This window comes from Pseudomonas fulva (assembly GCF_023517795.1).
Taxonomy (GTDB): Bacteria; Pseudomonadota; Gammaproteobacteria; order Pseudomonadales; family Pseudomonadaceae; genus Aquipseudomonas; species Aquipseudomonas fulva_D.
The window spans coordinates 1,404,966-1,425,387 of record NZ_CP082928.1; the positions used below are offsets into that span (position 1 = coordinate 1,404,966).

Genomic DNA, 20,422 nt, shown 5'->3' on the forward strand with positions numbered 1-20,422 from the left:
CTCCATGGCAGCTCAAGGCACTCATACTGTCAATAGGGGTTACGTTGGTAGCTTATCTGCTGTTTTCGATGTGGGGAGGCTGGCAACAGGTTATCGATACAGTGGGTCGAATCGGAATCTGGGGTGTCTTAGCCGCACTGCTCATGTCAATTCTGAATTACGCCATGCGCTTCTTCAGATGGCAGTGGTATCTGAAAATTCTGGGGCATCGCTTACCCTGGCAGCAGCACTTGAAAATTTACCTTGCAGGTTTTGCCTTTACGACAACGCCGGGCAAAGCAGGAGAGGCTTTGAGGAGTCTTCTTCTTAAGCCTCTGGGCATTCCCCATGCCAGCAGTCTCGCAGCCTTTCTGAGCGAAAGATTGTCAGATCTGCTTGCCGTCGTACTGCTTGCGCTGTTCGGCCTTTATAGATATCCAGCTGCACAACCATTGATATTGATCGGACTGGGGCTTGTAGCCACGTGCTACACCCCACTCATTTACCCAAGACTGCTGAAACGCCTGCAGGTTGCAACAAGCCGGTTAAAGGGTAAAGCGGCTCTCATCAATAAAGCGGTTGGCGTAATGTTTCTGGCACAGCGTTGCCACCGCCCTCTATCAATCGCTTTCTGTACCGCTCTCGGTCTATTCGCGTGGCTGGCCGAGGCAGTCGCCTTTTTCTGGATTCTGCAATGGGCCGGGATAGATACAAGCCTAAACTTCGCTGTTTTCGTCTATGCAGTTGCGATGCTCGCAGGAGCCATAAGCTTTATGCCGGGAGGACTCGGGGGTTCCGAAGCAGCCATGGTCGCCTTGCTCGTCTGGCAAGGCGCCTCAACTGCTGACGCAATCGCAACGACACTGATTATTCGTTTGACTACTTTGTGGTTCGCGACCTTTCTTGGCCTCTGCGCTCTAATGAAGACCAAATACAGCCTCTGAAATCAGCGCTGCATTCCCTCGTTCAGAACGACTACCCTGACGAAATGTTCACCCGGTGTAACTGCTTTCAACATCATCCTGGATGCCTTGATCGGCGTTTCCATCTCGACTCGGAAACTTCGGATGCCTGTTACACCAGTCTCCCCCGCGGGAATATTGAGGCTCTTTACATACGTACCATTAACAAGCAGATAAATATCATAGCTCTGCATGTCTAAGGACAAGTCCATCCAAAAAAGACCAGCACCAGGCTCAAAAGCGATTTCCAGCGCATTATGAAATAGAAAGCCCTCAGCACGAGCCAGCTCATCGATTCCGACTATCGGGACGAGGGAGCTGGCAGGAACGTTCCCGTAGCGAAATGCGGAGTACCAGGGTTCGTCTACGGAAGCGGAATTCAGCTTCCATATCAACCGCCAGCGATCTGCAGAAAAAATATCCCCTCGCACCACAACACGAAGTTCATCATAAAACTTCCGTAGTTCTGGATCGGCGAGCATATTTACACCGCGCTCTAAACCCAGCACATAATCCGTTGGCAGCTGCCTATAAAGATGCCCCACACGCCAAGTAGGATCATATTGCGCAGGCAATCTTGCCAAAAGTGGATCAACAAGACCACAGGGGTCAATAACGTAAGTTCCTGGACCCGACTTTATGCTCTCGAAGCCCATCTCCCCGCATTGGGAAATAACTTTTGGATTACCTAGATCCCAACGAGGAAGTGGCAACTCTTCGCTACCCTGCCGTATGAGGCCGGTTCTCTGGAAATAGTAGCCTCGCTCATCAGCGATACCGTTAGAACCGATAACCTTGTTTTCATATCCCGAGCCACTGAACAGCGTGTGATCACTACCCCATATCGCCAAGGCAGACACGAACAAAGCAATAGCAAAAAGCCACTGCCTACCAATGTCTACAAATATAAAGGCCAGCGCAGCCATCACCAAAGGAACGGTAAAAAACCGGCCAGACATAAAATCGCCGCCAATAGAAAGCACGTAGAACAAATAGAGAGCAATACCAGCAGCAGACAACCTGTTAAAGACTCCGCCACGCATAGCGATACTTAAGAAGATGCCGATAAAACCCAGCGTTAACGGGTCTCGCTGCAGGGAATCTCCAAAATAGGCCAGCCCCTGCGGCAATCGTTGACCGAGAGATATACCCGCCCCCAGCTTGGCGTAGGCTGTATTGGGGAATGCAAACCCATAGTAAACCAGCGAAAATGTGGTCCAAATGAGTACAGGCACCGCACAGCAAGCCAGACCGGCACACAGCACCGGCAGACTATTCAGTGCGCGCCAAAATAAATGTAAAGAGAACGGCAGCAGCAATAGGGCCAAGTCGGGACGTGTTAGAAAGGCCAATGCACATAGAAAGAAAAAGCAGCAGTAATCTGAACGCCGAACCGCTTCAACCGCTCGCAAGTATACAACCACTGCGGCGACAATAATCAAGTGTGCCAAGGGATTTTCCAGGCCTGAACTGCTGTAGTCCACAAAGGCTTTGGAAAAAACAAGGGCGGCCACTGCAATCAATCCAAACACAAGACGCTGACGAGCGCAGTATAGAATGATGCTCAGTGTTGCCAATGAACAAAGCAGAGAAAGTAAATGAGCGGATAAATATGGATTACCCAGCCCCTTGGTCAACAGCGACAGCAAAATAAACCACGACGGATGAGTATAACCCTGCACCCGTTCCCCAACATTAAAAACCGGGCCATAACCATTAACGAAATTCAATACCGTTCGAATAGTAATTGCCGCGTCATCACTGATCCAGGCCGTTCTAAAAAAAATCAGTAGAAACAATAAAACTACCGAAGCAACTGAATATCTGAAAATAGATTCCCTTACCAAGAAAACTGCTCCCAACAACATATATGTTTGCGGCTCGCCATGGCGCCGCACAATCGCGGCCAGCATGCACAGCTGCATGAGGCATATAACAAGCCATGAAAAAAAACCCGCCCTCAACCTTACTTCAGCAAGGAACGCTCTTTCAGGATCTGGCATGTATCGGCGCTGCCACGCTTACCAGTACAGAACCCGGTCAATAGACCTGCGACCATATCCTTCATCTGATCCTTGCGATAAAAGCCCAGCCTATCCAGCTCACTCAAAAGCTTTTCCGCGGATGAAAAGTCGCCCATGGCATAATAGATAGCAACACGCTGGTATTTAAGGGGAATTTTCTCACTCTCACGCAGGTACCACATGGAGATGTCGTTATATTTGAGAGCCTCGCTAGCATTGCCCTCGAACAAAAGCAGGCCATTGGCATAATCTGAATAGGCGCCACCCATTTGTGTCGCCGTGAGCAAAAAGCGGTCGGCATAGTAATGCCCCGAGGCCTGTTCGTGAAACTTGGGCAGTGCCACCATCACACCCTGCAAATAATTGAGCGCTTCTTTATTGTTCTGCCTGATTAGCAGATTGGCGTAAAGAATCTGATCACCGACCTCCAGCCCACCCTTCTCTTTCTGGATGCGCTGAATTTCCTTGACAACCAGATACGAGCGCTTTTCCTGCAAGGCTCCATAAAGATAGTTATAGCGCGCCATATCGTTATCAGGATAGGAGCTGTACGCCCAGTTCCACAGCTGCAGCTCATTTTCCCAAAAAGGAAGAATAGCGTTTACCGTCCATACGCTTAGCGTAAACCAGCCGATAAACAGCACCCCCAAAATTCTGCGTATTGAATTTATGGGAAGATCGATAACCGCCAGCAGACGCTCGTAGGGGATAAAGACAATGGACAAAGAAAAGAAAGCAAGCGCCGTCGTCATGAAACGCTCGTGACCAATATTACCTGCAATGTCCAGAGGAATCAGATGAATGACTGGCAACAGACATATGATACCCGCAAGTGCCAGCCAGGAAGAAGCGGTGCGCCTTACCCAGCAGTGCACCAGAAGAGCAATAAGGCCAAGCAACAGGCCGGCACTAGCGAGCAGGCTAACTCCCCGCCAAGGTTCAAGCTCACTTTGGGGATGCAAGATATGCACATGATGAAAAGGAATAAACAGCTGTTGAAAATAGAATTTCAGCGCCTCTAAAGGACGCAGATTTTCAAACCATACCGTCTGGATGTAATCCATGCCGATTCTCGAATGGTATACCCCTCCCACGCTATGTGCACGAATAAAGAAATAGGCGACCAGAACCGCGGCCATCGCCGCAAAAACCCGGGCATTACTGACAATAGCTCGTCTGAATGCCTGGGAAGGCGTTTCTGCTTTACGTAAATTGCAGGGCACCCATATGCAGAACAAGATAGCCGGTAATATAACACCTAGTTCTTTTGAGAGAAGCGCCAAGAAGAACACCAGCGCAATCAGTGATACACGATGGACCTCTCGCATGGGAGAAAGAAAAATTATGACCGCGGCCAAGATGAAGGTGGTCACCATTTGATCAAAGCGACCAGATGCCCAGGCAGTGGATTCGACAAGCGCTGGATGCACCAGATAAAGCAGCGCTGCCAGCAGAGCAATCGGCTCGACAGTCCGGCGGCCATTTACGCGCCCCATCTTGCAAGCGATAAAATAAATCAGCGTGACATTTAGAATAAAAATACCAAGATTAACACCGTGGGAAATTGCCGGAGACTGTCCAAATAGATGAAATTCGGCGAAGAAGGTAAGGAAAACCAATGGCCTTAAATAGGATGTTCCGGGCAATACAGGCTCACTCAATAGCGCCCAGCTCAACGGCTCATTCAACAATGCCGTTTTGTCGAGGAACAGCAGACTGTCGTCCCACACATAACCGAACCCCAGCACACGGCCGTATAGCGTGACAGCTACCACTAGAAGGATAAAAAAAGCAGCCCAACCAGAATAAAGAATACGCCGCATATTCAACTTGCCCCTCCCTATGCACAAAAAAAACAAGCTCCCGAAGGAGCTTGTTAGTAAGCATATCTAAATATTACGGTTTGCAAGCATTGGGCAGATAACGCGCATCAATAGTGGTGTTGGCACCAGTAGCACCGCCCACCGTCGTATTACCACATGCCCAGGTACTGCCGCCGTTAGCAGTGGTCAGAGTCAGAACACTACCCGAGGCCTTGCCGGTGGTCATGGTTACGGTGATGACACCGGCAGGGTAGGTACCGGAAATGGCAGTCGAAGTAAGAGTGGAGTATTTGCCAATCAGCGTTGCATTCAACTGGCCAGTGCTCGGAGTAGCCGTTGGCGATACCAGAGCGGTCGGCCATGCGTTCTTGTCTGCGCCGTACTCAGCCAACGGAGACTTCAGGCCAGCACCCAGGCTCACCGCTTCGGTAACCTGGCCACGAGTGATGTAGTCCTGATAAGCAGGGATCGCCACAGCGGCGAGGATACCGATGATCGCGACGACGATCATCAATTCGATCAGGGTAAAACCCTTCTGCAGTTGCGCTTTCATGTAAATCTCCAATTGATTAGGTAGGCAGACAAGCCTAACCAAACATGAGCAGAATCCGTGCCAACAAATGCCAAGTGATTAAATCTGAAAACTTCGGTGAATTGCGTCACAGGCAAGCCTCCCACACGGCTTTGACTCAGCCTTCACCTCGCGCCTTCATGCGCACCTTATGACATTTTTCGTCACTCTGAAGCTTGCAGTTTGGCAGCCCCAATCATCTGCGCTATAACGCACCCATTCGAAGACGTGAGGTGCCCATGAGCGAAAATATTCCCCTTTCCGGCTTGGCCAAGCAGGTAGTGCTGGCTGAATTGCTGGATGAGAAGGCCGCTCAACAGGCGCAGTTGCAAGCCAAACGCAACAAGTTGTCGCTGGTGCACTATCTGGCGCAAAACAAGCTTGTTAAAAGTCGTGCGCTGGCGGAGCTGACGGCGGATCAATTCGGTATCGCCTATTTCGACCTCAGCGCCTTGGATAAGGATAGCCAACCCAAGGATTTGGTTAGCGAAAAACTCGTTCGTCAGCATAGAGCCCTTCCGCTATGGCGCCGCGGCAACAAGTTGTTTGTTGGAATCTCAGATCCCTCCAATCACCAGGCAGTAACCGACATCCAGTTCAGCACGGGGCTTTCCACAGAAGCACTCCTGGTCGAAGACGATAAGCTTGGCGATGCCATAGACAAGTTTTTCGATACGGGCCACAGCGGCCTGGAAGACCTTGGCGACGTTGATCTCGACGGCCTCGAAACCGAATCTGTCGATGACGACAAGAGGCCAGACGGCGGCCAGGATGCCGACGATGCACCTGTCGTGCGCTTCGTCAACAAGATGCTGCTGGATGCCATAAAAGGCGGCTCATCCGATCTTCACTTCGAACCCTACGAAAAAGCCTATCGCGTACGTTTTCGTACCGACGGCATCCTGCATGAAACGGCACGTCCTCCCATTCAACTGGCACCCCGTATCGCCGCACGCCTGAAGGTCATGGCTGGCCTGGACATTTCCGAGCGGCGCAAACCGCAGGATGGCCGTATCAAGATGAGGATATCCAAGAGCAAATCAATCGACTTTCGCGTCAACACTCTACCCACGCTTTGGGGCGAAAAAATCGTGATGCGGATCCTCGACTCTGCCAGCGCCCAGATGGGGATTGATGCACTTGGCTACGAAGAAAGCCAGAAGGATCTGTACCTGACAGCCTTGAAGCAGCCACAAGGAATGATTCTGGTGACAGGCCCAACCGGCTCAGGCAAAACCGTGTCCCTTTACACCGGCCTGAACATTCTCAACACGCCGGACGTGAACATCTCTACAGCTGAAGACCCCGTTGAAATCAATCTGGAAGGCATCAACCAGGTCAACGTGAACCCCAAGCAGGGCATGGACTTTACCCAGGCATTACGCGCTTTTCTGCGCCAGGACCCAGACATCATCATGGTGGGCGAGATTCGTGACTTGGACACCGCCTCGATTGCCATCAAGGCGGCGCAAACAGGCCATATGGTCATGTCGACCCTGCACACCAACAGCGCCGCGGAAACCCTCACACGCTTGCGCAACATGGGCGTGCCGTCGTTCAACATTGCGACATCCGTCAACCTGATCATTGCTCAACGGCTGGCGCGCAAGCTATGCGCATCCTGCAAAAAGGAAGTCGATATTCCGCCAGAAGCACTTCTGGAGGAAGGCTTTCCCGAAAACAAGATCGGCACTTTCAAGCTTTACGGACCGGTAGGCTGTGAAAACTGCAAGAACGGCTATAAAGGCCGTGTCGGTATTTATGAAGTGGTTAAAAACACGCCTAGTCTGCAGCGGATTATCATGGAGGAAGGCAACTCCATCGACATTGCCACGCAAATGCGTAAAGACGGCTTTAACGACCTGCGTACCTCGGCCCTGCTAAAGGCCATGCAAGGCGTGACCAGCCTTGAGGAAGTCAACCGCGTGACCAAGGATTAACCATGGCAGCAGCAAAGGCAGCGAAGACCAGCACATTTGTCTGGGAGGGCAAGGACCGTAAGGGATCGGTCGTCAAAGGAGAGCTCAGCGGGCAAAATCCTGCCTTGATCAAGGCCCACCTGCGCAAACAGGGTATCAATCCTACCAAAGTGCGCAAGAAAGGCATGTCACTGCTCGGTGGCGGCAAAAAAATCAAACCCATGGATATAGCCCTCTTCGCTCGACAGATGGCAACCATGATGAAAGCGGGCGTGCCGCTATTGCAGTCCTTTGACATCATTGCTGACGGTGTTGAAAAACCGAGCATGCGTAAGCTAGTGGATGAGCTCAAACAGCATGTAGCTGCGGGTAATAGTTTCGCGGACGCATTGCGCACAAAACCTGAATACTTCGACAACCTTTTTTGTAATCTTGTGGAAGCAGGTGAACAAGCAGGTGCCCTGGAGAATCTCCTGGATCGTGTAGCAACTTATAAAGAAAAGACAGAGGCGCTCAAGGCCAAAATCAAGAAAGCGATGAACTATCCAATCGCAGTGGTTGCGGTTGCAATCATTGTTACTTGTATTCTACTCATCAAAGTAGTGCCTCAATTCCAAGAGTTATTTTCTGGCTTCGGCGCAGAATTACCTGCATTTACATTATTTGTGATCGGGATCTCTGAGGGGCTACAAGAGTGGTGGTTTATCGTACTGATAGCACTGATTGCTGCTGGGTACGCATTCACTCAAGCTAAGCGTCGCTCCGAAAAATTCCGAGACTGGCTGGACAGAACAGTCCTAAAAGCCCCAATTATTGGCAATATTATCTATAAATCCTCTATCGCTCGATATGCGCGCACGCTGTCCACGACCTTTTCCGCTGGCGTGCCTTTGGTGGAAGCTTTGGATTCGGTGGCTGGTGCTACTGGTAACGTCGTTTTTAGAAATGCAGTTTTCAAGATCAAGCAAGACGTAACCAGCGGTATGCAGCTGAATTTCTCGATGCGCTCTACGAATGTCTTTCCCTCGATGGCAATTCAGATGACAGCTATTGGCGAGGAGTCCGGCGCGCTGGACTCAATGCTCGACAAGGTTGCCAGCTACTACGAAGCAGAGGTGGACAACGCTGTGGATGGCCTTACAGCGCTGATGGAGCCCCTGATCATGTCAGTACTTGGCGTCCTCGTCGGCGGCCTGATCATCGCCATGTACCTTCCGATCTTCCAGCTCGGCTCCGTTGTCTAGCTCATGACCATATACGATTTCCTGGCCGGCAATACGCCGGCCCTTGTTTTCTGCGCGCTGATCATCGGCCTGCTGGTCGGCAGCTTCCTCAATGTGGTGATCCACCGCCTGCCAAAGATGATGCTGCGCGACTGGCGAATCCAGGCGCGCGAAGTACTAGAGTTCCCCCCTGAGCCTGCCGAGGAAACCTACAACCTGGTACTCCCCCACTCCAGCTGCCCCCATTGCCAGCATGAAATCCGCCCTTGGGAAAACATCCCGGTCATCAGCTATCTGTTTCTGCGCGGCAAATGCGCCGGTTGCAAGGCGAAGATCAGCCTACGCTATCCACTGGTCGAGCTGAGCTGCGGCCTGATCTCAGCCTACGTCGCTTGGCACTTCGGCTTCGGCTGGCAAGCGGCGGGCATGCTGGTGCTGGCCTGGGGCCTACTGGCGATGAGCCTGATCGATGCCGATCACCAATTGCTGCCGGACGCGCTGGTATTACCGCTGCTGTGGCTGGGTTTGATCGGCAATAATTTTGGGCTGTTTACCAGCCTGGAAGATGCTCTATGGGGCGCTGTGGCGGGCTACCTAAGTCTGTGGTCGGTGTTCTGGCTGTTCAAGCTTGTGACCGGCAAGGAAGGCATGGGTTATGGCGACTTCAAGCTGCTCGCCATGCTCGGCGCCTGGGGTGGCTGGCAGATTCTGCCGCTGACCATTCTGCTGTCTTCGGTGGTCGGCGCCGTGCTCGGGGTGATCATGCTGCGCCTGCGTGACGCCAGCACCAGCACGCCGATTCCTTTTGGCCCGTACCTGGCCATTGCCGGATTTATCGCGCTGCTCTGGGGCAAGCAGATTACCGAAGGTTATCTGCGCTTCGCGGGTTTCAACTGACACGTCCCAGTGGCCCTGACGTTTAATCCTGTCTACGGTCGCCCTGATTCGCCACACATGCCCGACTCCCTTACAATCCGCCCCTGATTTTCTGAGGGGCAGTTGACCATGAAACCCTGGACGCTCGGGCTTACCGGCGGTATCGGCAGTGGCAAAAGTGCCGTGGCCGCGCAATTCGCCGCGCTGGGCGTCGACGTGATCGACTCGGACCAGGCCGCTCGCTGGGTCGTGGAACCTGGTCGCCCGGCACTGGCAGCGATAGCCGAGCACTTCGGCGATCAGGTCCTGCAAGCAGACGGGCATTTGAACCGCCCAGCACTGCGCGAACTGATCTTCCAATCGCCTGCAGAACGCAGCTGGCTGGAGGGACTGCTGCATCCGCTGATCGCCGCGGAAACCGCGCAGTTTCTGGCCAATGCCAAGTCGCCCTACGCCATCACGGTCTCGCCCCTGCTGATCGAGTCCGGCCAGTACAAGCTGGCGCAGCGCATCCTGGTGGTCGATGTACCCGAGCAGCTGCAGATCGAGCGCACCATGCAGCGTGATCGGTTGTCTGCCGAACAGGTGCACGCGATCATGGCCGCCCAGGCCACCCGCGCGGCCCGCCTGAGCCATGCCGACGACGTACTGGTAAACGACCGTGACCTGGCCTGGGTCAAACAGGAGGTCGAACGCCTGCATGCCTTTTACCTGACCTTGAACGGAGGCCAACCATGACCACACCTACTCTCGTCGCCTGCCCAACCTGTGCAGCGCCCGTGGAATGGGGCCCGCAGAGCCCGAGCCGGCCGTTCTGCTCCGAGCGCTGCAAGCTGATCGACCTGGGCGCCTGGGCCTCGGAAGAACATGCGATCCCGGGCAACCCGCTCGAGGACGATCTGTTCTCCGACGACCTGCCGCCCAGCCGGCACTGAGCCACAGTTCCTTGTCCCCGGTGACGGCGGAACCACGCCTTGAGGCCTGACACCTATCCGGCCAGCCCTTTCCAGGCACTTATCGCCGCTGTGCCGCAGCAGGGCCAAGTGCGCTGGATCGGCGTGCGACCTGAAAGGCTTGGCGAAATGCTGATCCTCGATGCGGTCGAGGCTCGCCGTGAAGCGGGCCTGACCGGCGACCATGCTCGCCCCGGCCCGCGCAATGCACGCCAGGTCACGCTGATCCAGTGGGAGCACCTGGCCGTGATCAGCGCCCTGCTTGGCCGCGACCCCGCGCATGGGATAACGCCTGAGGATCTCAGGCGCAATATCGCCATCAGCGGCATCAATCTGTTCAGCCTCAAGGGCCGGCGCTTCCGCATCGGCCAGGCGATCCTGGAAACCACCGGCTGGTGCCAGCCCTGTGCCAAGCTCGAACAGCGCCTGGGCCTGGGCACGTTCCAGGCCGTTCGCGGCCATGGCGGGATTACCGCGCGGGTGATTCACAGCGGAATCATCCGCCTGGGCGACTCGCTCGAGGTCGAGCCGCTGGAGCAGCTGCAATAGCCACGCCCTCGCTCCCGGTGCGCGCCACACTGTTAGAATGGGCGAACGCATTGCTGACGAATTGAACCCAGGCGGCCGGCTTTCTGTCGATGAGTTGACGCAACGCACGCAGCCTCGATGCAGCACCACCCGATTTCTGACGCGCAGGCACCCGCCTGCGCCGATTGGCACATGAGTCGCCCGGCGCTGGAGCTTGGCTCGCCCGGACTCGCCACCGATTTCCTAGCCTTGTGAGACTCACCATGACCCATCGAATCGTTATTGTCGGCGGTGGCGCCGGCGGCCTGGAGCTGGCTACCCGCCTGGGCCAGAAACTCGGCAAGCGCGGCAAGGCGCACATCACCCTCGCCGACGCCAACCTCACCCATATCTGGAAGCCGCTGCTCCACGAAGTAGCCGCCGGCTCGCTGAACTCCACGGAGAACGAGCTGAATTACGTGGCCCAGGCGAAATGGAACCACTTCGAATTCCAGCTCGGCCGCATGAGCGGGCTGGATCGCGAACGCAAGACCATTCAGTTGGCCGCCACCCTGGACGAAGAGAACCGCGAACTGGTGCCCGCCCGCGAACTGCCCTACGACACGCTGGTGATCGCGGTGGGCAGCACCACCAACGATTTCGGCACCGAAGGCGCGGCCAACCACTGCATCTTCCTCGACACCCGGGAGCAGGCCGAGCGCTTCCATCGCAAGCTGCTCAGCCACTACCTACGCGCCCACGCAGGCAACGGTGACAATGACCAGATCAGCGTCGCCATCGTCGGCGCCGGCGCCACTGGGGTCGAGCTGGCTGCCGAGCTGCACCACGCCGCGCGGGAACTGGCGGCCTACGGCCTGGACCGCATTCGCCCGGAGAACATGCGCATCAGCCTGGTCGAAGCCGGGCCGCGGGTGCTGCCTGCCCTGCCGGAGCGCATCAGCGCGCCCGTGCACAGGACCCTGGAAAAACTCGGCGTGAACGTCATGACCGGCGCCGCGGTGAAAGAGGTCACCGCCGAGGGGCTGGTGCTGGCCAACGGCGAAACCATTCCCGCCAGCCTCAAGGTCTGGGCGGCCGGCATTCGCGCGCCGGCCTTTCTCAAGGAGCTGGACGGCCTGGAAAGCAACCGCATCAACCAGTTGGTCGTCACCAGTACCCTACAGACCACGCGCGACGAAAACATCTTCGCCTTTGGCGACTGCGCTGCCTGCCCGATGGGTGACGGCAGCGAGCGTAACGTGCCACCGCGCGCCCAGGCCGCCCACCAGCAGGCTTCGCTGCTGGTCAAATCGCTCGCCCTGCGGCTGCAGAACCAGCCACTGCCGAGCTACACCTACAAGGATTACGGCTCGCTGATCTCGCTGTCGAGCTTCAGCGCCGTCGGCAATCTGATGGGCAACCTGATGGGCAGTGTGAAGCTGGAGGGCTGGTTGGCGCGGATGTTCTACGTCTCGTTGTATCGCATGCACCAGATGGCGCTGTACGGCCCCTTCCGCACGCTGCTGCTGATGCTCAGCGACCGTATTGGACGCAGTACCGATCCGCGCCTGAAGCTGCATTAACTCTGGAGGCTGCCGAGGAGCATGCTCGGCGCTCTGACGGGAGAATGGCACGCTGCTGATCGAGCCACGCGGCGAAGGCGTCGGTGATTGATGGGTTTCACCTGCGCCGCCCGCCCCATCCTACAACTGCAAACATGTGGGAGCGGGCCACGCCCGCGATTTCGCGCGCATGGCGCGCTCCCACAAAGGGCGCGCCGATCCCCTGACCACGCAGGGTTTGTCAGGCCGCGCGGGTGAAAACCACCGCCAGCCAAGCTCCGCAGTGCTGCGCGTAACATACAAACCAGAACCCAGAAAGCAAAAAACCCGCCTTTTGGCGGGTTCTTTACTCAAGCAGTGCTTGAAATGGTGGGTCGTGTAGGATTCGAACCTACGACCAATTGGTTAAAAGCCAACTGCTCTACCAACTGAGCTAACGACCCAAATATGGTCGGGGTGAGGGGATTCGAACTCCTGACATCCTGCTCCCAAAGCAGGCGCGCTACCGGACTGCGCTACACCCCGAGGAAAGATTGGCTCCGCGACCTGGACTCGAACCAGGGACCCAATGATTAACAGTCATTTGCTCTACCGACTGAGCTATCGCGGAACTATGCTCTTTCTTTTCTCTGTTTGCGTTGCCGCTGCAGAGGCGCGCCATTTTACGGTTTCGCAAACTGCTGTCAACCCCCTAAATTGCTTTTATGACAATGCTTTGCGAACGGGGGGTCATTTGATTTAACTTCGAGGCATACCTGCACAGCCTGGCGCACCGCTCCAGGCCTTAATCAGGATCACCGATGAGCACTCAGGGCACGCCGCCGTCATCCGCCAGCAGCTCCAGCACGCTGGCCAGCAGAGGCATCCAGCCGCGCTTCAGCGCGCTGGGGCAGAGCTGCCGCAAGCTGGTGCTCAATCACCTGGCCGATCACTTGACGCGCACCTTTGCGCAGGTCGACGACACCCTCTTTCAATGCGCCGAGCAGGCGGAGAACAACCAGGTTCAGGCCATGTTCTTCGACAGCATGCGCGAAGTGCGCCGATTGCGGCCGCAGATCGAACGCCGCTATCACCTGAGCATTTCCCGAGGCATCGCCGATTTCCTCGACGGCAAGCTGCTTGCCAGCCAGGCGATGGATGCTCCGGCCGAAGACCTGGCGTTGGTCGATAACGAAGCGTACGAGGAAGCGCTGCAGGTCACCAACATGGCCCAGCAGGTACAGACGCGCTGTGCGCAGGCCCTGTTCGCGCTGGACAAGCGCCTGGCCTTGCTCAACAACGGCCAGCCCGTGCCGGCCGAGGTCAACCCGTTCTCCCCGAAAACCATTGCCCACGCCCTGCTGACGGCGATGCAACCGAGCGAGCTGCCGCTGCGAATCAAGCTGGTGCTCTACGGCCTGTTCGACAAGCAATTGATGCAGGGGCTGGATGCACTCTATGAGGCCCTCAACGCCCGCCTGATCGAAGCGGGCGTGCTGCCCAATCTCAAATTCGCACCCGCACGCGCCCAGGAGCCGTCATCACCTGGCGCCAGCAGTCCCTCGGCCAACAGCGCGGAAACCCGCCCCACGCCTGCAGCTGTCGACCTGGACGCAAGCCCGCCCGCCGACGCCGAGCACCTGGCCGCCGGGCTCGACAGGTTGCTGGCCGAATACCGTAAGCAGCAGCACGCCATCGGCCTGCTCAACGGCTCGCCGAGCATGGCCAGCTTCGCGCCGCCAGGCGCCAGGCGCACCTATGAAGCAGGCGAACTGCTCGAAGCCCTCGAGCGGCTGCAGCGAGCGTCCGCCGCCGAACTGACGCAGCACCCGGATCGTCCGCTGCGCGTGAACGATCTGAAGAGCGACCTGCACCGCCAGCTGGCCGGTCATAGCGACGCGCCCCAGCAGCACCGGGTGGGTCCCCATGAAACCGATGTCATTGATCTGGTGGGGATGATCTTCGATTTCATTCTCGATGACGAGAACCTGCCGCAACCTTACAAGGTCGCCCTCTCCCACCTGCATACGCCCTGCCTGAAAGTGGCGCTACTGGATCGGGCGCTGTTCAGCCAGCCTCATCACCCGGCGCGCCGGCTGATCAACTCCATGTCCCAGGCCGGTGTGATGTACGGCGCCCAGGAGGACACCTACGGCTTGTTGGCCAAGGTGCAGTGGGTGGTCCGTCGGGTGGTGCAGCATTTCAGTGGCGACCTGCGCCTGTTCGAGCTGCTGCTCGGCGAGTTCGAGGAGTTCACGCGCGGGATAAGGCAGCGGGTGGAGCTTCAAGAGCGCCGCGCCGTGGAAACGGCCAAGGGCCGTGACAAGCTGCTCGCCGCCCGTCAAGACGCCGCACAGGCGATCGCCCAATCGCTGGCCAAGCGCTCGCCACCGCCGCTCATCCGGCAGTTCCTCGAACGCACCTGGATCGACGTGCTGGTGTTCATCCAGCTGCGCCATGGCGCTGCCAGCCAGCAATGGCAGCGCGCCTGCGAAACGGCCGGGCACCTGGCCTGGAGTGGTACCGCGCTCGATGCCGCGCAGCGCGATCGCCTGCAGGGCCTGCGCGTCGATATGCTCGATGAGCTGCGCAATGGTCTGATGCTGCTCGGCGGTTATCACCAGGACGATATTCGTCGCCTGCTGCAGGACCTGGTTGCCTGCCAGCACGCCGTACAGGCCGGCCAGCCGCAACTCGCCTCGAAGCTGAGCCTGCCACCGAGCCCCAGCCCGCTAGGCGCCATGCTGGATGATGAGGCGGCACTTCTCGCCACATCACGCAAAGGGCAGCGCCAGCCAGGCGACAGAAGCCTGGTTCGCGAACTGGAGAAACTCGAATTCGGCACCTGGTTCGACTTCATCCTGGGCGGCAAGCGGCGAACCCTGAAGCTGTCCTGGTACAGCCCCACGACCCACAACTACCTGTTCGTCGACCGTAACGGCCAGCGCGCCGCAGTCAAATCGGCGGACCAACTGGCCGAGGAGATGCAGCAGGGCACCGCACGCCGCAGCAGGCCCGACCGCTCGGCGCCGATGGTCGATCGTGCACTGCACGCCGTCTATCGTGTGCTTCAACAACTGACCGGACGAACCACCTGAGGATCGGCCATGGATGATCGTCGCCAGCATCCGCGTTATCAGGCCGACTCGCTGCTCGAACTCTACGAGCAGCACAGCGAAACCTATCTGGGCCGGATCGTCGACCTGTCCAGCGAAGGCTTCATGCTGTGCAGCACCACGGCCCGCGCTGCCGATACGCTGGTGGAGTGCCGACTGGCAGGAGACGGCGTGGATGACGTGCGGTTCACCGCCGACTGTTTATGGAGCCGCGAGGGCGCCATTGGCCAGCAGTCCTGGGCGGGCTATCACATCATTGACATAGACGCGCTCAATACCCGCAAATTGCAAGCGATTCTCGAGCATTTGCAGGCCATAACCAGACCGGAAATGGGAACTCAGGCCTTGCCATAGAGCATTTCAGCCCCCACCGATAGACAACATCGATCAATGCATCGGCAACAGCGATTAGACGCCCGCCAGGCAAACGCCTAGGCTTCTCTGTGTCAATCCGTCGCAGGGGAGCTTGCCGTGCCCCGGTCAGCCGAGATTTCCGCCGTTTCCAGCCATACCGAACCTGCCGCCGGGCAGGCGGAAGGCTATGCCTATGCCGAGCTGGGCAACGCTGTAGCCGAGGGTTCAGCCGTGCTGGCCCAGGAGAGCGCACTGGCCATCGCCTACAACGGCATCAGCCATGCCGTGATGATGGTGTCGCCCACTGCCGTGGAAGACTTCATCACCGGGTTCAGCCTCAGTAGCGCGGTCGTCGATTCCATCGACGATATTTATGACATTCGCCTGCACCAGCTTGGCCCGGCCATCAGCGCCGAGGTCGAGATCAGCAGCCGCGCCTTCTGGGCGATGAAACAGCAGCGCAGGCAACTGGCCGGCACCAGCGGTTGTGGCCTGTGCGGCGTGGAAGCGCTCGACCAGGCATTGCCGCAGTTGGCGACCCTGGATAAGGCCGAGCTACCAGATGCCGCGCATCTTGTAGACCTGCGTGAACGGATCGCCGCCGTACAGGACCTCGCCCGCCGCAGCGGCGCCCTGCACGCCGCCCTGTATGTCGACGCCAGCGGAGCGATTCGCGCCTGCCGTGAAGACATCGGCCGGCACAACGCGCTGGACAAGCTGATCGGCGCCCTGCTGCGCGAGAAACACGATGTGCGCCAGGGCTTCGCGGTGGTCACCAGCCGCTGCAGCCTGGAACTGATTCACAAGGCGGTCAGAGCCGGCATCGGCAATCTGGTCAGCCTCTCGGCCCCGACCGCCCTCACCGTGCAATGGGCGCGCCGGCACAACCTCAATCTGATCCATTTGCCCCACCACAGTGCGCCACGGGTCTACAGCCCCGCGCCGCCTGCAAGAGAAGAACAGCCATGAGCCTGCAACCCGTTAACCCGCGTTACAAACCCTACAAAGGCGCTGCCGCCGGTTGGGGTGCGCTGATCAGCGTCACCCAGTTCTGGCTGGACAGCAAACAGCCGTTCAAGAACCTGCGTGCACTGCTCAAGACCAACCAGAACGGTGGTTTCGACTGCCCGGGCTGCGCATGGGGCGACTCGCCGGAAGACGGCCGCATCAAGTTCTGCGAGAACGGTGCCAAGGCCGTCAACTGGGAAGCCACCAAGCGCCGGGTCGACGCCAAGTTCTTCGCCAAGTATTCCGTCAGCCAGCTGCGTGAGCAGAGCGACTACTGGCTGGAGTATCAGGGCCGCCTGACCGAGCCGATGCGCTATGACGCGGCCACCGACCGCTACGTGCCGACTTCCTGGGACGACGCCTTCAGCCTGATCGCCAAGCACCTGAAGAACCTCGCAAGCCCCAACCAGGCCGAGTTCTACACCTCGGGTCGCGCCAGCAACGAAGCGGCGTTTCTCTATCAGCTGTTCGTGCGCGCCTATGGCACCAACAACTTCCCCGACTGCTCGAACATGTGCCACGAGGCCAGTGGCGTCGCACTGATCCAGAGCGTCGGCATCGGCAAGGGCAGCGTGACCTTCGCCGACTTCGAGCACGCCGACGCCATCTTCGTGCTTGGCCAGAACCCGGGCACCAACCACCCGCGCATGCTCGAGCCGCTGCGTGAGGCGGTCAAACGGGGTGCCCAGGTCGTCGCCTTCAACCCGCTCAAGGAGCGTGGCCTGGAGCGCTTCCAGCATCCGCAGCACGCCCTGGAGATGCTCACCAACGGTTCCGAGCCGCTCAACACCGCGTTCTTCCGCCCGGCGCTGGGTGGTGACATGGCCGCGCTGCGTGGTATCGCCAAGTTCCTGCTGCAATGGGAGCGCGAGGCCGTCGCCAAGGGCGAGAAGCCGGTCTTCGACCATGCCTTCATCGCCGAGCACACCGACGGTGTGGATGCGTACCTCGCCGTGCTCGACGCCACCACCTGGGAATCGCTGGTCGAGCAGTCCGGCCTGAGCCTCGAGGAAATCGAGCAGGCGGCCCTGATGTACCGCCGCGCCGAGAAAGTCATCATGTGCTGGGCGATGGGCATTACCCAGCACGTCCACTCGGTGGCCACCATCCAGGAAATCGTCAACCTGCAGCTGCTGCGCGGCAACCTCGGCCGCCCCGGCGCCGGCCTGTGCCCGGTGCGTGGTCACAGCAACGTGCAGGGCGACCGCACCATGGGCATCAATGATCGCCCGCCGGTGGTGCTGCTCGACAACCTCGAGAAGCGCTTCCAGTTCAAGGTACCGCGCGACAATGGCCACAACACCGTGGAGGCGATCAATGCCATGGTCGACGGCCAGGCCAAGGTATTCATCGCCCTGGGTGGCAACTTCGCCCAGGCCACGCCGGACAGCCCGCGCACTCACCAGGCCCTGCAGAACTGCGACCTGACCGTGCAGATCAGCACCAAGCTCAACCGCAGCCACCTGACCACCGGAAAGGACGCGCTGATCCTGCCGTGCCTGGGCCGTACCGATATCGACATCCAGGCCACCGGCCCGCAAGCGATCACCGTGGAAGATTCGTTCAGCATGATCCACGCCTCCAACGGCCAGCTGGAGCCGCTGTCCAAGGAGATGCGTTCCGAGCCGGCCATCGTCGCCGGTATCGCCAAGGCGACGCTGGGTAATCACCCGGTCGACTGGGACGCGATGATTGCCGACTACAGCCGCATCCGCGAACTGATTGCCGACACCATCCCCGGTTTCCAGGACTTCAACACCCGCGTGCAGCACCCGGGAGGTTTCTACCTGGGCAACTCGGCTGGCGCGCGCCAATGGAAAACCACCACGGGCAAGGCCAATTTCAAATCCAACGCGCTGCTCGCCGACCTGCTGCCACCCCAGGTGCGCAACAGCGGCCAGACGCCGGACCTGATCCTGCAGACCATGCGCTCCCACGATCAGTACAACACCACCATCTATGGCCTCGACGACCGCTACCGTGGCGTTCGCGGCCAGCGTGACGTGCTGTTCGTCAACGAAGCCGATATCACTCGCCTGGGCTACAAGCCTGGGCAGAAGGTGGATATCACCTCGCTGTGGGACGACGGTGTCGAACGCAAGGTGGTGGGCTTCACGCTGCTGGCTTTCGACATCCCGGCGGGTCAGGCAGCCGCCTACTACCCGGAAGCCAACCCGCTGGTGCCGTTGCAGAGCGTCGGCATCGGTAGCCACACGCCGACCTCGAAGTTCGTCGCCATCCGCCTGCACGCCGCGCAGGAAACCGCGCGCATCCTGTAAGGGCTGCGCATCGCCTCCCACTTCGAGCCGCTGGCCCGGAGTGGGAGTGCGCCCCCGTTATTGCCGCATCAGCCTGCAGTTCGTCGGAAACTGTGGCACTTATCGCCGAAATTCCCCTCTGATGTCCCTTTGCCGTTACCTACGTCGGTTAACGTGCCCAACAAGCGCTCGAGCGAAGCGCGTAGTTCCAGCCCAAGCCACGATGTGGCCCTTCGGGTTTCTGCCAAACGAGTGACAACCGTGCCATTGACTGCCAGGCCTCTCTGAGCCGCCCGGCATCGACGTCATTGGCCAGCAACGGGAGGGAATACCATGCGGTTTTCATCTGCCGTCCTGCTTGGGGCGGCGCTGCTCGGCGTCCATGCCCAGGCAGCGATCATGGAGCGCGAGCTAGGTGACTACGAACTCAACCTGGGCACCACGCCGAGCCGCAGCATGGCGCAAGGGCTGGTCAAGCCCGAGAGCGGCGGGGCCTTTCACGGCGGGCTCGACCTAAGTCACCCAAGCGGCTGGTACCTGGGCCAGTGGTCGCCCAACCTGGGCATCAGCCCGGGCAGTCGCATGGAGCTCAACAGCTACGTCGGCTACCGCCAGCAATTCGTCGACTCCCTGGGCTACGAAGTCGGCACCATCCGCTACAGCCATCCGGGCTACACCTATCTCGACAGCCAGGACGTCTACGCCGGCCTGACCTACGACGCGCGACGCTTCGGCTTCTCCTTCAGCAATGACCCGAACCGCTTCAATAGCACGGTGCTGGCCGACCTGGGCCGCGTCAACCTGCTGGGCCTGGCGGTCGTCGTACGCTATGGCAACCACCTGCTCGACAACCCCAAGCAGATTTCCGGCGGCGGCCAGGTCAGCTCGTTCAATGACTGGTCACTGAGCCTTTCACGCCCGTGGAAGGGTATCGATTTCGACTTTTCCTACTCGGATTCGAGCCTCAGCGGTGATGCCTGCTCGGCCTACTCGGGCCATAACACCGAGTGCGAGGGCTGGTTTTCGATCAAGGCGTCGAGATCGCTGTTCTAGCTGCCTTCCCAAGCGGAAAAACGCACCGGACGCCTGAAAGCGAAACACATCTTGATACATTCATACCTGTATCTTTACTGCCCCCCTCGGGAATTTCGTCTGCGCGCGCCCTCTAAGGAGATGTCATCGGCACTGCACGATGACCGTTGGAACCATGGCTAGGGTCTGTTGCCGTTTCACGCACGGCCGCGCCGGAGCCCCTTTTGACGCGAGGCAAGGCACGAGCCGCGAAGTTTAGCTAGCTAAATGAGCCGG

Annotated in this window: 16 protein-coding genes and 3 tRNA genes; 13 read left to right on the top strand and 6 right to left on the bottom strand. The window is 58.4% G+C overall.

The window, feature by feature from the left end:
- Window positions 1–44 precede the first annotated feature (44 nt).
- Complete coding sequence (locus tag K8U54_RS06355) at window positions 45–923, top strand: lysylphosphatidylglycerol synthase transmembrane domain-containing protein (protein WP_249909353.1); 879 nt, start codon at window positions 45–47, stop codon at window positions 921–923.
- Window positions 924–925: 2 nt separating this feature from the next.
- Here the strand turns inward: K8U54_RS06355 and K8U54_RS06360 are convergent, their stop codons facing one another.
- The 3 genes from K8U54_RS06360 to K8U54_RS06370 form a co-directional block, all read right to left on the bottom strand.
- Complete coding sequence (locus K8U54_RS06360; RefSeq protein WP_249909354.1) at window positions 926–2,854, bottom strand: ArnT family glycosyltransferase; 1,929 nt, start codon at window positions 2,852–2,854, stop codon at window positions 926–928.
- A 53-nt stretch (window positions 2,855–2,907) separates the two neighbouring features.
- Window positions 2,908–4,794 (bottom strand): hypothetical protein, encoded by a 1,887-nt coding sequence (locus K8U54_RS06365; protein ID WP_249909355.1) that lies wholly within the window; start codon window positions 4,792–4,794, stop codon window positions 2,908–2,910.
- A 67-nt stretch (window positions 4,795–4,861) separates the two neighbouring features.
- Entirely contained in the window at window positions 4,862–5,341 is a 480-nt protein-coding gene (locus tag K8U54_RS06370; protein ID WP_249909356.1) for a pilin, read from the bottom strand.
- Between the two features lie 257 nt (window positions 5,342–5,598).
- On the opposite strand from K8U54_RS06370, the gene pilB reads away from it, so the two are divergent.
- The 7 genes from pilB to K8U54_RS06405 all read left to right on the top strand — a co-directional run bounded on the left by pilB (window position 5,599) and on the right by K8U54_RS06405 (window position 12,420).
- Entirely contained in the window at window positions 5,599–7,299 is a 1,701-nt protein-coding gene (gene pilB, locus K8U54_RS06375; protein ID WP_249909357.1) for a type IV-A pilus assembly ATPase PilB, read from the top strand.
- 2 nt (window positions 7,300–7,301) lie between these two features.
- Window positions 7,302–8,522, top strand: a complete 1,221-nt coding sequence (locus K8U54_RS06380) for a type II secretion system F family protein (RefSeq protein WP_249909358.1) — start codon at window positions 7,302–7,304, stop codon at window positions 8,520–8,522.
- A gap of 3 nt (window positions 8,523–8,525) precedes the next feature.
- Window positions 8,526–9,398, top strand: coding sequence for a prepilin peptidase (locus tag K8U54_RS06385; protein WP_249909359.1), 873 nt, complete (start codon window positions 8,526–8,528; stop codon window positions 9,396–9,398).
- A 108-nt stretch (window positions 9,399–9,506) separates the two neighbouring features.
- Window positions 9,507–10,115 (top strand): dephospho-CoA kinase, encoded by a 609-nt coding sequence (gene coaE / locus K8U54_RS06390; RefSeq protein WP_074881499.1) that lies wholly within the window; start codon window positions 9,507–9,509, stop codon window positions 10,113–10,115.
- Window positions 10,112–10,312, top strand: coding sequence for a DNA gyrase inhibitor YacG (yacG, locus tag K8U54_RS06395; RefSeq protein ID WP_070884463.1), 201 nt, complete (start codon window positions 10,112–10,114; stop codon window positions 10,310–10,312). Before coaE ends, yacG begins: the two co-directional genes overlap by 4 nt.
- Window positions 10,313–10,351: 39 nt before the next feature.
- Window positions 10,352–10,879 (top strand): MOSC domain-containing protein, encoded by a 528-nt coding sequence (locus tag K8U54_RS06400; RefSeq protein WP_249909360.1) that lies wholly within the window; start codon window positions 10,352–10,354, stop codon window positions 10,877–10,879.
- 242 nt (window positions 10,880–11,121) lie between these two features.
- A complete protein-coding gene (locus tag K8U54_RS06405) occupies window positions 11,122–12,420 on the top strand; it encodes an NAD(P)/FAD-dependent oxidoreductase (RefSeq protein ID WP_074881501.1) in 1,299 nt (432 codons plus the stop codon).
- A 346-nt stretch (window positions 12,421–12,766) separates the two neighbouring features.
- On the opposite strand, the gene K8U54_RS06410 is transcribed toward K8U54_RS06405, so the two are convergent.
- The 3 genes from K8U54_RS06410 to K8U54_RS06420 all read right to left on the bottom strand — a co-directional run bounded on the left by K8U54_RS06410 (window position 12,767) and on the right by K8U54_RS06420 (window position 13,009).
- Window positions 12,767–12,842: transfer RNA gene (locus K8U54_RS06410), tRNA-Lys, on the bottom strand.
- Window positions 12,843–12,847: 5 nt separating this feature from the next.
- A tRNA-Pro gene (locus K8U54_RS06415) sits at window positions 12,848–12,924 on the bottom strand.
- Between the two features lie 9 nt (window positions 12,925–12,933).
- Window positions 12,934–13,009 (bottom strand) — tRNA-Asn (locus tag K8U54_RS06420).
- A 190-nt stretch (window positions 13,010–13,199) separates the two neighbouring features.
- On the opposite strand from K8U54_RS06420, the gene K8U54_RS06425 reads away from it, so the two are divergent.
- The 5 genes from K8U54_RS06425 (at window position 13,200) to K8U54_RS06445 (ending at window position 20,167) form a co-directional block, all read left to right on the top strand.
- The gene (locus K8U54_RS06425) at window positions 13,200–15,476 is read left to right on the top strand and encodes a DUF1631 domain-containing protein (protein ID WP_249909361.1); all 2,277 of its coding nucleotides are present in this window, start codon (window positions 13,200–13,202) and stop codon (window positions 15,474–15,476) included.
- A gap of 9 nt (window positions 15,477–15,485) precedes the next feature.
- Complete coding sequence (locus K8U54_RS06430) at window positions 15,486–15,848, top strand: PilZ domain-containing protein (protein ID WP_249909362.1); 363 nt, start codon at window positions 15,486–15,488, stop codon at window positions 15,846–15,848.
- Window positions 15,849–15,965: 117 nt separating this feature from the next.
- Window positions 15,966–16,817 carry a formate dehydrogenase accessory sulfurtransferase FdhD gene (fdhD, locus tag K8U54_RS06435; protein ID WP_249909363.1) on the top strand — a complete coding sequence of 284 codons (852 nt, stop codon included), beginning with the start codon at window positions 15,966–15,968 and terminating at the stop codon, window positions 16,815–16,817.
- On the top strand, window positions 16,814–19,135 hold the full coding sequence (locus tag K8U54_RS06440) for an FdhF/YdeP family oxidoreductase (RefSeq protein WP_249909364.1): 2,322 nt from the start codon (window positions 16,814–16,816) through the stop codon (window positions 19,133–19,135). Before fdhD ends, K8U54_RS06440 begins: the two co-directional genes overlap by 4 nt.
- A gap of 312 nt (window positions 19,136–19,447) precedes the next feature.
- On the top strand, window positions 19,448–20,167 hold the full coding sequence (locus tag K8U54_RS06445; RefSeq protein ID WP_249909365.1) for a TorF family putative porin: 720 nt from the start codon (window positions 19,448–19,450) through the stop codon (window positions 20,165–20,167).
- Window positions 20,168–20,422 lie beyond the last annotated feature (255 nt).

Bases quoted from the DNA above. Each gene is read 5' to 3' on its own strand.
- K8U54_RS06360 (WP_249909354.1), bottom strand. From the start codon at position 2,854: ATGCTGGCCGCGATTGTGCGGCGCCATGGCGAGCCGCAAACATATATG.
- K8U54_RS06370 (WP_249909356.1), bottom strand. From the start codon at position 5,341: ATGAAAGCGCAACTGCAGAAGGGTTTTACCCTGATCGAATTGATGATC.
- pilB (WP_249909357.1), top strand. From the start codon at position 5,599: ATGAGCGAAAATATTCCCCTTTCCGGCTTGGCCAAGCAGGTAGTGCTG.
- K8U54_RS06380 (WP_249909358.1), top strand. From the start codon at position 7,302: ATGGCAGCAGCAAAGGCAGCGAAGACCAGCACATTTGTCTGGGAGGGC.
- K8U54_RS06385 (WP_249909359.1), top strand. From the start codon at position 8,526: ATGACCATATACGATTTCCTGGCCGGCAATACGCCGGCCCTTGTTTTC.
- coaE (WP_074881499.1), top strand. From the start codon at position 9,507: ATGAAACCCTGGACGCTCGGGCTTACCGGCGGTATCGGCAGTGGCAAA.
- yacG (WP_070884463.1), top strand. From the start codon at position 10,112: ATGACCACACCTACTCTCGTCGCCTGCCCAACCTGTGCAGCGCCCGTG.
- K8U54_RS06405 (WP_074881501.1), top strand. From the start codon at position 11,122: ATGACCCATCGAATCGTTATTGTCGGCGGTGGCGCCGGCGGCCTGGAG.
- K8U54_RS06425 (WP_249909361.1), top strand. From the start codon at position 13,200: ATGAGCACTCAGGGCACGCCGCCGTCATCCGCCAGCAGCTCCAGCACG.
- K8U54_RS06430 (WP_249909362.1), top strand. From the start codon at position 15,486: ATGGATGATCGTCGCCAGCATCCGCGTTATCAGGCCGACTCGCTGCTC.
- K8U54_RS06440 (WP_249909364.1), top strand. From the start codon at position 16,814: ATGAGCCTGCAACCCGTTAACCCGCGTTACAAACCCTACAAAGGCGCT.
- K8U54_RS06445 (WP_249909365.1), top strand. From the start codon at position 19,448: ATGCGGTTTTCATCTGCCGTCCTGCTTGGGGCGGCGCTGCTCGGCGTC.